The organism is Halomonas sp., from assembly GCF_052095695.1.
In the GTDB taxonomy this organism is placed as follows: Bacteria; Pseudomonadota; Gammaproteobacteria; order Pseudomonadales; family Halomonadaceae; genus Vreelandella.
Genome location: NZ_JBQDLQ010000049.1, coordinates 1 through 10765 on the forward strand (window position 1 = coordinate 1; position 10765 = coordinate 10765).

The window sequence follows — 10765 nt, forward strand, 5'->3', positions numbered from 1 at the left end:
TAGCGCGCACGTAGCGCAGCCCCACCAGAAAAGGCAAACGATCAAGCATGGCGTGATTCCTTATCAATAAGCGCTCATGGTACGGTTTTTTTAATGTCTCTGCATGCTCAAACAGCCATTAGAGCGGTCTACACCGTGAGGGTTCACAACGCATGCTTGCAACTTACCTCGCCACCGCCTACATTGCGGCGATTTACTGCTTGTCGCAGAGTAAGCTAGTGTTTCTAGAGGCTGCCTGCAAGCTACTCGATACACTCTTCGCAAAGAGCATTCAACACGTTGGCTACTATGACTTATCGCTTACTACCCGAATGGCATCCACAGGATGGTATTCAGCTTACTTGGCCTCGTCACGACGGCGACTGGGCGCCCTTACTTGCTTGCATCGAAGCAACTCTTGAACGCATTGTAGTGGCCACTACGCGCTATCAGCGCGTCCTTATTTGCGTACCGAATGAGCTGATAAAAAAACGCTTAGCGGCCACGTTCGCGGCCTATCAAGTGCCGAGTGAACGACTGCTGCTGATCGTTGCACCCACCGATGATACCTGGGCGCGGGATCATGGGCCGATTACCGTCGTAGACGAAGATGGCCAGCGACTAATGCTCGATTTCACCTTCACAGGCTGGGGCGGTAAGTTTCCTGCTGAGCACGATAATCAGTTGACTCAGCGACTTGCTGACGCAGGCGTTTGGTCATGCCCCTTAGCGTCGCGGGATATAGTACTGGAAGGCGGCGGTATCGAAACAGATGGCGAAGGCACCTTACTGACCACCGAAGCCTGCTTACTGAACGCTAATCGCAATCCCACGCTCTCGCGTACAGACGTAGAAGCACAGCTGGCGGCAGATTTTGGCGTTGACCGCGTGCTGTGGCTGGCTAACGGCCATCTAGAAGGTGATGACACCGACAGCCATATTGATACGCTCGCACGCTTCTGTGATCCGGCGACCATTGCCTATGTGCGTTGCGCTGATCCTAATGACGCACACTACCCGGCATTAGCGGCGATGGAGCAAGAGCTTCAACATTTTCGACAACGTAATGGCGAACCCTACCGTCTTATTGCGCTGCCCTGGCCACAGGCCTGCTTCGATCCAGACGACGGCCATCGCCTACCGGCGACGTACGCTAACTTTTTGATCATCAATCAAGCCGTACTGGTACCCACCTATGGTGACCCAGCCGACGTCGCAGCACTTCAGGCGCTAGCGTTAGCTTTTCCTGAGCACACGCTTATCCCGATTGAGTGCAATAACGTTATTCGCCAACACGGCAGCCTACACTGCTTAACCATGCAGCTACCTCAAGGCACACTGGCAGCGCTCACTACTTGATAAAGGAGTCATCATGTCGACTACGCTAACCGCAGGCGTTGTTCAGCAGCACGCTTGGCCAGATAAAGCACAAAGCCTAGCCGTGAGCGAGCAAGGTATTCGCGATGCCGTTCGCCAAGGTGCTCAACTGGTGTTGCTTCAAGAGCTACATGCCACCCATTATTTTTGCCAGTTTGAGGATCCTGCGCTGTTCGACTTGGCGGAACCGCTTGATGGGCCAACGGGACAGCGACTGGCCACGCTTGCCCAGGAGCTTGATATTGTGCTGGTCGGCTCGCTATTTGAACGTCGCGCGCCAGGCCTATATCACAATACGGCAGTGGTATATGACCGGGCTAAAGGCCGCGTAGGTCAGTATCGCAAAATGCATATCCCCGATGACCCAGGCTTTTACGAGAAGTTTTACTTCACTCCAGGTGATTACGACAGCGCACGCGGCGAAGGATTTACGCCGATTGAAACCTCTCTAGGGCGCTTGGGCGTGTTGGTCTGCTGGGATCAGTGGTATCCAGAAGCAGCGCGGCTGATGGCTCTCGCGGGCGCGGACTTATTGCTTTATCCGACGGCGATTGGCTGGGACCCAAGCGACGACGAAGCCGAGCAATTCCGCCAGAAAGATGCTTGGACAATTATTCAGCGCGCTCACGGCGTGGCGAATGGCCTGCCTGTGATAGTAGCTAACCGGGTAGGATTTGAAGCAGACCACTCAGGCGTCGGTGTCGGCATTCAGTTCTGGGGCGGTAGCTTTATTTGCGGACCGCAGGGGGAGTTATTAGCGCATGCAAAAGAAGAGGCGGCGCAGCTAGTGGTGACACTGGATATGGCACGCAGTGAAAACACGCGACGCATATGGCCTTATCTGCGAGACCGTCGCGTGGATGCCTACGCAGATATGACCCGCCGCTATCGTGACTAGGTAAAGCCGAATGTTCTTCATACGTTAAACGCAACATTCGTTTCACTCGCATACAAAAACGCCTGCCCCAATGAAGCTGCCCCAATGAAGATAGGGGCAGGCGTTTTTCATACCACACTGGCGATTGGCTAGCGGGTAGATTACTTCCAGAAATCGCGAATCGATGCAATACCTTGAGCACCCACGGCGCGCGCATGATTCGCGTCAAAGCGGGTCATGCCTCCCAGTGCAAAAACGGGCATACCTGCACGCTCAACCAATTGCTGGAAATCATGCCACCCAAGCGGTGAAACTTCCGGATGCGAGGGCGTGGTACGTAACGGCGAGAGGCTGACAAAGTCGCAGCCTAAAACCGCCGCTTTGTTCAGCTGTGTTTGGTTATGTGTTGACGCAGATAGCCATTTATTTTCCGCAATGGGACGACGCTCAAGCTGCATTAAACGTTCGCTGGTCAGATGAATACCGTCGGCATCAACCTCCTCTAGCAGCGCTGGTTCACCATTGAGAAGTAATCGCGCGCCGTGCTCGCGACACATTTGCAAGGCTCGCTTTGCGCGCGCAACGTAGGCCGCACCGTTCAGCTGCTTTGCGCGCAATTGAACCAAGCGAACATGGTCTTCGCGCAGCGCACGCTCTAAAAATGCATCAAACCGCGCATCGTCAGCTTCTTCCCCAGTGATCAGGTACTCAGTGGGCAGTCTGACTGCACGCAAGATAGGCAAATTAGCAGCGGGGAAGGGATAGTTTGAAAGCTCGCTCATGGGCACCCAGCGAACCGCCTGCCCTTCACGGCCAAAAGGTTCGCCAGCAAACTCATGCACCTGCCATACATCCAACAAAATATGCTTGTCAGGATACTCATGGTTCACGCGAATCAGTGGCTGGGCACAGATAATTTCAATCCCAAGCTCTTCATGCAACTCACGCTTGAGACCTTCAAGCCCGGTTTCGTAAGGTGCAAGCTTGCCCCCCGGAAATTCCCATAGCCCGCCATGGTCAACGTTTGACGGCCGACGAGCGATCAATACTTGCTTCCGATCGGCGCTCACAATTGCAGCCGCCGCGACGTGAACCCGCCGTTTCACCTTTACACTCATTGCGTCTTTATCCACTGTCTGCGCAGCGACGCTACTGCCGCCGCTGCTATCTCACTGCGTTTGCCCTTTACCCCAGCCATCGCGTCAGCGCTGGAGGTAATTCGTTAGCTACGGTAATCCGCGTTGATAGACACATAGTCATGGGAGAGATCAGACGTCCACACCGTGGCACTTTCGTCACCGCGTCCCAAATCAATGCGAATAGCAATTTCAGACTGCGCCATCACTGCACTTCCCGCTGCTTCGGTGTAGCTGGCTGCACATCCGCCATTTTCTACTAAGCGAACGTCGCCTAAATCAATCACCACACGATTAACGTCAAAATCGCTGACAGGTGCCCTACCCACTGCCGCTAAAATACGCCCCCAGTTAGCATCCGAGGCATACAGCGCGGTTTTTACCAGCGGCGAATGCGCAACCGTGAAAGCCACATCAAGCGCCTCTTGGCGGCTGTTGGCCCCATCAACGTGAAGCGTCACAAACTTCGTTGCCCCTTCTGCATCGCGAATAATCGCCTGAGCAAGCTCTGTCATCACCACCTGCAACGCATCGCGGAATGCTGACACGTCACCCTCATCGACAATGCTAGGCCCCGTGCCGGTGGCCGCTAACATGCAGGCATCATTGGTCGACGTATCGCTGTCCACGGTGATGCAGTTAAACGAGTGGTCGACTGTCTCGCGCAGCAGGCGATCTAACAACGGCGTCTCAATGGCAGCGTCAGTCACCACAAACCCCAACATGGTCGCCATGTTGGGCTTAATCATGCCCGACCCTTTGGTAATGCCGTTAATCGTCACCTGCTGGCCATGAACCTCCAGCGTCTCGGTTGCACCTTTCGCCCGGGTATCGGTCGTTAAAATTCCCTGGCCCGCATGCTGCCAGGCGACACCGTCACTGGAGAGGCTTTCAAGGGCGGGGACAAAGCCCGCCAACAGGCGATCCATCGGTAGCGGCTCACCAATCACACCGGTTGAAAACGGCAAGACATCCTGCGCCGAAACACCTACCTGCTCAGCAAGCGCTGCACAGCTGGCGTGGGCATCGCGCATGCCTGTTTCACCGGTACCGGCGTTTGCATTTCCGGTATTAATCAGCCAAAAGCGTGGAGAGCGCCCCTGAACACGGCAGTGCTCAAGGTGCTGCTTCGCCACTGCCACAGGTGCTGCACAAAAGGCATTGCGGGTAAAGACACCGGATACCGTTGCTGATTCAGGTAGCTCAATGACGACTAAATCACGACGACCCGGCTTTTTAATACCCGCCATAGCCGTTCCCAGGCGCACCCCACTGAGGGGCAGCATCTCTGGAAAAGGAACATTTCCAACTGCCATGATTCTCTCCTTTAGGCAGACCCATATTGAGACGCTTTCGCGGTTAGCTCAGCTTGCCGCAGCACTGTTTGTACTTCTTACCAGAGCCACAAAAACATGGATCGTTGCGACCTACTTTAGGTCCTTCCCGACGCACGGGCTGTCCATCAACGACTGGCTCGTCTTGGGCGTTTTCCAGCGGTTCGTCAGCAGGGTCATCATGTCGGCTTGCCGCGGTGGTCGCTTCGCGCTCCAATGTTTCACGCCGGCTACGCTCAAGGGCATCTACCTCTTCAGGTTGACGTACCTGAACGTGACTAAGAATACGCGTTACGTCGGCCTTGATATGGGTCAGCAGGTGCTGGAATAGCTCGAACGATTCGCGCTTATATTCCTGCTTGGGGTTCTTTTGAGCATAGCCGCGCAGGTGAATGCCGCGACGCAGGTGGTCCATTGACTGCAGGTGCTCTTTCCAGCGAGTGTCTAGCACTTGCAGCATTACCTGCTTCTCAAAGCGCCGAATGAGCTTTTCACCCGCCGCATCAATTTTGGCGGCATAAGCTTCACGGTGCATCGTTTGCAGGCGCTCGCGCAGTTGCTCCTCGCTGAAACGCTCATCTTCTGCAGCCCATTTAACGACGGGCACATCAAGATTAAATTCCGTTTTGAGATGCGCTTCTAAGCCAGGCAAATCCCACTGCTCAGGCAGACTCTGAGGAGGTACATAGTCGCTAATCGCCTCTTCCATTACCTCTTCACGAATACCAATAACGGCGTCAGCGACGTTGTCGGCCGCAAGAATGTCATTACGCTGCTCATAGATCACACGACGCTGATCGTTGGCAACGTCATCGTATTCCAACAGCTGCTTACGAATATCGAAGTTGCGGCCTTCGACTTTCTTTTGCGCACGTTCAACAGCGTTGGACACCATCTTATGCTCAATTGCTTCACCGCGCTCAAGACCTAATGCCTGCATCAAGCGTTTGACACGATCAGAGCCGAACAAACGCATCAAGCTATCTTCAAGCGATAGGAAGAAACGCGTTGAACCAGGATCGCCTTGACGCCCAGCACGTCCGCGCAGCTGATTGTCGATACGCCGTGACTCGTGACGCTCAGAACCCACCACGTATAAACCACCAGCAGCCAACACGCCATCATGACGCACCTGCCACTCGGTCTTCAATTCATCAATTTGCGCTTGGCTAGGGTTCTGGAGTTTGGCAACTTCAGCCTCCCAGTTACCCCCCAGCATTATGTCGGTACCACGACCCGCCATGTTGGTAGCAATCGTAATCGCACCAGGGCGGCCTGCTTGGGCAATAATTTCGGCTTCACTTTGGTGCTGCTTAGCATTAAGGACGTTAAACGTAAGTCCTGCTTCTCGCATCAGCGTGGCCAGATATTCCGATGTTTCAATCGAAGCAGTACCGACCAAGACCGGGCGCCCGGCTTCTGTCTCCGTTCTTACATCCTTAATGATCGCTTCATATTTTTCTTCAGCGCTCAAGTAAACCAAGTCATTCAGGTCTTTACGCGCCAACGCCCGATTGGTCGGGATAACGATCACGTCTAGGCCATAAATCTGGCGGAATTCAAACGCTTCAGTATCGGCCGTGCCCGTCATCCCGGCTAATTTCTCGTACAGCCGGAAGTAATTCTGGAAAGTGGTCGATGCCAGCGTTTGGCTTTCACGCTGCACGGTGACGCCTTCCTTTGCCTCAACGGCTTGATGCAAGCCTTCCGACCAGCGGCGACCAGGCATTGAGCGGCCGGTGTGCTCATCAACAATCACCACCTGACCTTCCGACACAATGTAGTCAACGTCGCGGCTATACAGATAGCGAGCACGCAGCGCTGAATGCATATGCTGAAGCAAATTAAGGTTTTGTGCAGCGTAAAGGGACTCTTCTGCACCTAGCAGGTTTTCAGCTCGCATGAGCTCTTCAACCTTGTTGTGTCCCTGCTCGGTCAGCTCGACTTGTTTTTGCTTTTCATCAACCACAAAGTCGCCGGTTACCGGGGCATCTTCATCTTCAGATGCTTCGCCTTGCTCAAGCTGCTGGGCAAGTACGTTAACCACTTGGTAAAGATCGGTATTTTCATCGACCGCCCCAGAGATAATCAGCGGCGTGCGCGCTTCATCGATAAGAATCGAGTCAACCTCATCGACAATCGCGAAATGCAGGCCACGCTGCACCTTATCTTCCAACGAGAATGCCATGTTATCGCGCAGATAATCGAAGCCAAACTCGTTGTTGGTGCCGTAGGTTATATCGCACTGATAAGCATGGCGCTTTTCCTCACCGGTTTGACCAGAGAAAATAACGCCTATGCTCAGGCCTAGAAACTCATAAAGCGGACGCATCCACTCAGCATCACGACGCGCCAAGTAATCATTCACGGTAACGACATGCACGCCTTTACTGGTCAGCGCGTTGAGATAAACCGCCAACGTAGCGACAAGTGTTTTACCCTCGCCCGTTTTCATTTCAGCGATACGGCCACGATGCAGCGTCATCCCACCAACCATCTGGACATCGAAGTGGCGCATCCCCATCACGCGCTTACTGGCTTCGCGAACGATAGCGAACCCTGGCGCTAACAAGCTATCTAACGGCTCGCCCGCATCCAGGCGCTGACGAAGCTCGGCAGTCTTGCCCTGTAAGTCAGCGTCGGTAAGCGCCTCAAACTCCGCTTCCAGAGCGTTAATCTGCGGCACATTTTTATGCATGCGTTTTACTTCGCGGTCATTCTTAGACCCGACGACTTTACGTAACAAATTATTAAGCATGAAGTATCCAGATATTCACGAGCGCCCCCTCAGGAGCTACCCTTTTTTTCTGCAAGCTCTTTTTATTCAAGAGCAGAGACAAAGTAGCCTTATTAACGAACTCGGCATGAGGGCGGACCGCGCTGGGTCAAAACATCGCTCGCCGCGACAAGGGCTATTAGCGGGGCAAGCCAGTTAAATCGCGCCCGAAGAGGCGTAACACTACGGCGATGCTGAGACCAGCGGCGCAGTGCGCGACGCCTTTTGGCAACCCAGTGCGACTGGGCGCGTAAAATAGCAGGCACCCAAAAACAGATAGTAACGTTGCGTTCGCCGCCGCGAAAAGCGTCCGCGGGGCTTAAGCTCGCAGGTAAAAGGCAACTTACTAGCAAGCCAGCCAGCCACCAACGTGCTATACCGTAGCGGCGTTGGCGCCGCGGCAAAGCAGTTTGTACTTCAAGCGTGGGCGACATGCTGTAGACCGGCTCCTGAGCGTGGTAGGCTCTGCAAATGGGTAATCGGCTTGAATCCGCCGATGTGACGATTTAGGGGTACCTAGGAATTAAGTGTATGAGTATAAAGGTTAAGCGTTCTCACGCACAGCCCATCGCCCGTCTGCTGTCAAAGTCCGGTGATATTAGCCAGTTAATGCGCCTATCTCGCTTAATCGATCAGGCGCAGCGTCACCTACGCGCTCATTTACCCGAAGAAATGCGCGAACATATCTTTGTGGGTGGCTTTCGCGATGGACGCTTAACCGTTATTAGCGGTCAAGCCAGTTGGCTGACCTGGCTGCGCTTCGAACAGCGCCGTCTGCTAGAGCTGCTGCACCAACTGCCTGGTTTTGAAGGCGTGAATGGCTTCACGTTTAAAGTTCGCCCTGTACGGCCCATTGTCGCCCCTGCCCGCAATACTCGCAGCCTTTCATTAAATGCTGGCAAAACATTAGCTGATTGCGCCGAAGACACCACCAACCCCGCATTAAAACGAGCTCTTGAAAGACTTGCCTCACACGCCCGCCCACCTACCAAGTAAGCAACCGCCCTCCCGAACACACAATTAACCTCTTTAAGCGGGCCTGAAATGCATAAAGCACCACATGAGTGGTGCTTTATAAAATTGACAACTAAATATTCAACAGTGGACGTCTACTTTACGCCATTGCAGGGGCTGCATAGGAGATCGGTGCAACCGCTTTTTCTTCTTCAAAGGTAATGATTTCGTAAGCATCGGGCTGCGCCATTAGCTCTCGACACAGCTCATTATTAAGCGCATGACCTGATTTCACACCTCGGAACTCACCAATCAGGCTATAGCCTAACTGATATAAGTCACCAATCGCGTCCAGGACTTTATGCTTAACAAACTCGTCTTCATAACGCAGGCCACCTTCGTTAACAATGCGATAATCATCTACCACGATCGCATTATCTAGACTGCCGCCTAACGCAAGATTATTAGAGCGCAAAAACTCTAAATCACGCATAAAACCAAAGGTACGTGCACGCGACACTTCTTTAACGAACGACGTGGTTGAAAAATCGATCAGCGCCGTCTGCTTTTGCTGTTCGAACACAGGATGATCAAAGTCAATCGCGAACGAGACCTTAAATCCTTGATGGGGCAGAAAAACGGCTTCTTTGTCGCCATCGGTGACGGCGACACGACGCTTGATACGGATAAATTTCTTAGCCGCATCCTGCTCTAAAATACCCGCAGACTGAATCAAAAATACGAACGGGCTAGCGCTGCCATCCATAATGGGCACTTCAGGCTCGCTTACATCAACGTAAGCATTATCAATACCGAGCCCTGCAAAGGCGGACATTAAATGCTCAACCGTGGCTACTTTAACCCCGTTATAAGAAAGCGCCGTGCATAGTCGAGTATCTTCTACCAGCTCAGCCTTTGCGGGCACTTGCGCAACGGGTTCCAGATCGGTTCTAACAAACACAATCCCTGTATTGGCTGGCGCCGGACGCAAAGCCAGATGGACTTTTTTGCCAGAATGCAGGCCCACTCCGGTAGCGCGAATGACGTTTTGAAGGGTGCGTTGTCTGATCATGGATAGTAGTCGTACTCTTGTGACGGTGATTATCGCAGGAAAAAAGTTATCAAACAGCGTTCACTTTAACAGTGAACGAGCGTTTTAGCCAATAAAACGCTTGCTCACTGTTAAAGCTTGCCTGATAAAGAGGATTAATCTGCCTGGCGGCGTAAAAACGCAGGGATGTCCAGATAGTCATCGGCCTCAGTCGACCGGCGCTTTTCAGAACGCGGTTTAGCATTGGCGTCAGGCGCTTCAGAGCGAGCCGTCGCCTGCTGACGCATCACGGTTGGCTGCTGCAGTTTGCGATAGTCAGATGAAGATTCGGCCGCCGAACGACGTGCTGGTTCACGCGCAGCCGTTTTCGCTTTGTGATTGCCATCTAAGCCTGCAGCCACAACGGTGACACGCAGCTCATCGGACATTTCCATATCAATGGAGGTGCCCACAACAATGGTAGCGTCTGGAGAAGCAAATTCTTGCACCGTCGCGCCCACATCATTGAACTCACCAATCGACAGATCAGGTCCTGCAGTAATGTTAACCAGAATACCGCGCGCACCATGAAGATCGATATCTTCCAATAGCGGGCTACGGATCGCTTTTTCAGCCGCTTCACGAGCACGGTTCTCACCCGTCGCGCCGCCGGTGCCCATCATCGCCATGCCCATTTCGGACATCACCGTGCGCACATCTGCAAAGTCGACGTTAATGATACCCGGGCTAGTGATCAGCTCAGCAATGCCCTGAACCGCTCCAAGCAGCACATCGTTAGCGGCGCTAAACGCTGTCAACAGCGTGGCACTTTTACCCAGCACAGAAAGCAGCTTTTCGTTGGGGATCGTAATCAACGAATCAACGTGCTGAGAGAGTTCTTTCATACCCTCTTCAGCTGCACGCATACGCTTAGGCCCTTCAAAGGGGAAGGGGCGCGTTACCACCGCAACGGTGAGTATACCCAGCTCCTTGGCGACCTGTGCCACAACCGGCGCACCGCCAGTGCCGGTACCACCGCCCATACCGGCAGTGATAAACACCATGTCGGCGCCTACCAGCAATTCAGCAATGCGCTCTCGGTCTTCCATGGCCGCCTGACGGCCCACTTCAGGATTGGCACCTGCGCCCAATCCTTTAGTGATCTCACCGCCTAGTTGCAATACCGTTTTAGCCGACACGCGCTTTAATGCCTGCGCGTCAGTATTGGCGCAAATAAACTCTACGCCCTCAATATTGCTTTCGACCATGTGGTTTACAGCATTGCCGCCACCGCCGCCAACA

The 10765-nt window shown here is 53.5% G+C and carries 9 protein-coding genes; 3 read left to right on the plus strand and 6 right to left on the minus strand.

Annotated elements, in window-relative coordinates:
• The first annotated feature begins 288 nt into the window (after positions 1-288).
• Entirely contained in the window at positions 289-1338 is a 1050-nt protein-coding gene (locus ACTH5D_RS11125) for an agmatine deiminase family protein (protein WP_441671198.1), read from the plus strand.
• A gap of 13 nt (positions 1339-1351) precedes the next feature.
• Entirely contained in the window at positions 1352-2254 is a 903-nt protein-coding gene (locus tag ACTH5D_RS11130) for a carbon-nitrogen hydrolase (protein WP_441671200.1), read from the plus strand.
• A 140-nt stretch (positions 2255-2394) separates the two neighbouring features.
• On the opposite strand, the gene ACTH5D_RS11135 is transcribed toward ACTH5D_RS11130, so the two are convergent.
• From ACTH5D_RS11135 to ACTH5D_RS11150, 4 genes are all read right to left on the minus strand, one after another.
• The gene (locus ACTH5D_RS11135; RefSeq protein ID WP_441671202.1) at positions 2395-3351 is read right to left on the minus strand and encodes a Nudix family hydrolase; all 957 of its coding nucleotides are present in this window, start codon (positions 3349-3351) and stop codon (positions 2395-2397) included.
• A gap of 104 nt (positions 3352-3455) precedes the next feature.
• Complete coding sequence (gene argJ / locus ACTH5D_RS11140; RefSeq protein ID WP_441671204.1) at positions 3456-4685, minus strand: bifunctional glutamate N-acetyltransferase/amino-acid acetyltransferase ArgJ; 1230 nt, start codon at positions 4683-4685, stop codon at positions 3456-3458.
• A 43-nt stretch (positions 4686-4728) separates the two neighbouring features.
• On the minus strand, positions 4729-7461 hold the full coding sequence (secA, locus tag ACTH5D_RS11145) for a preprotein translocase subunit SecA (protein WP_441671206.1): 2733 nt from the start codon (positions 7459-7461) through the stop codon (positions 4729-4731).
• Between the two features lie 92 nt (positions 7462-7553).
• The gene (locus tag ACTH5D_RS11150) at positions 7554-7913 is read right to left on the minus strand and encodes a hypothetical protein (protein WP_441671208.1); all 360 of its coding nucleotides are present in this window, start codon (positions 7911-7913) and stop codon (positions 7554-7556) included.
• Positions 7914-8010: 97 nt separating this feature from the next.
• On the opposite strand from ACTH5D_RS11150, the gene ACTH5D_RS11155 reads away from it, so the two are divergent.
• Positions 8011-8475: a DUF721 domain-containing protein gene (locus ACTH5D_RS11155; RefSeq protein WP_441671210.1), complete on the plus strand. Its 465-nt coding sequence runs from the start codon at positions 8011-8013 to the stop codon at positions 8473-8475.
• Positions 8476-8593: 118 nt separating this feature from the next.
• On the opposite strand, the gene lpxC is transcribed toward ACTH5D_RS11155, so the two are convergent.
• Positions 8594-9505 carry a UDP-3-O-acyl-N-acetylglucosamine deacetylase gene (gene lpxC, locus ACTH5D_RS11160; protein WP_441671212.1) on the minus strand — a complete coding sequence of 304 codons (912 nt, stop codon included), beginning with the start codon at positions 9503-9505 and terminating at the stop codon, positions 8594-8596.
• Positions 9506-9639: 134 nt separating this feature from the next.
• Positions 9640-10765: cell division protein FtsZ (gene ftsZ, locus ACTH5D_RS11165; protein WP_441671214.1), on the minus strand; the 1126-nt coding region annotated here is incomplete at its 5' end.

Coding starts and splice junctions, on each gene's coding strand:
- ACTH5D_RS11125 (WP_441671198.1), top strand. CDS start 289: ATGACTTATCGCTTACTACCCGAATGGCATCCACAGGATGGTATTCAG.
- ACTH5D_RS11130 (WP_441671200.1), top strand. CDS start 1,352: ATGTCGACTACGCTAACCGCAGGCGTTGTTCAGCAGCACGCTTGGCCA.
- ACTH5D_RS11135 (WP_441671202.1), bottom strand. CDS start 3,351: ATGAGTGTAAAGGTGAAACGGCGGGTTCACGTCGCGGCGGCTGCAATT.
- argJ (WP_441671204.1), bottom strand. CDS start 4,685: ATGGCAGTTGGAAATGTTCCTTTTCCAGAGATGCTGCCCCTCAGTGGG.
- secA (WP_441671206.1), bottom strand. CDS start 7,461: ATGCTTAATAATTTGTTACGTAAAGTCGTCGGGTCTAAGAATGACCGC.
- ACTH5D_RS11150 (WP_441671208.1), bottom strand. CDS start 7,913: ATGTCGCCCACGCTTGAAGTACAAACTGCTTTGCCGCGGCGCCAACGC.
- ACTH5D_RS11155 (WP_441671210.1), top strand. CDS start 8,011: ATGAGTATAAAGGTTAAGCGTTCTCACGCACAGCCCATCGCCCGTCTG.
- lpxC (WP_441671212.1), bottom strand. CDS start 9,505: ATGATCAGACAACGCACCCTTCAAAACGTCATTCGCGCTACCGGAGTG.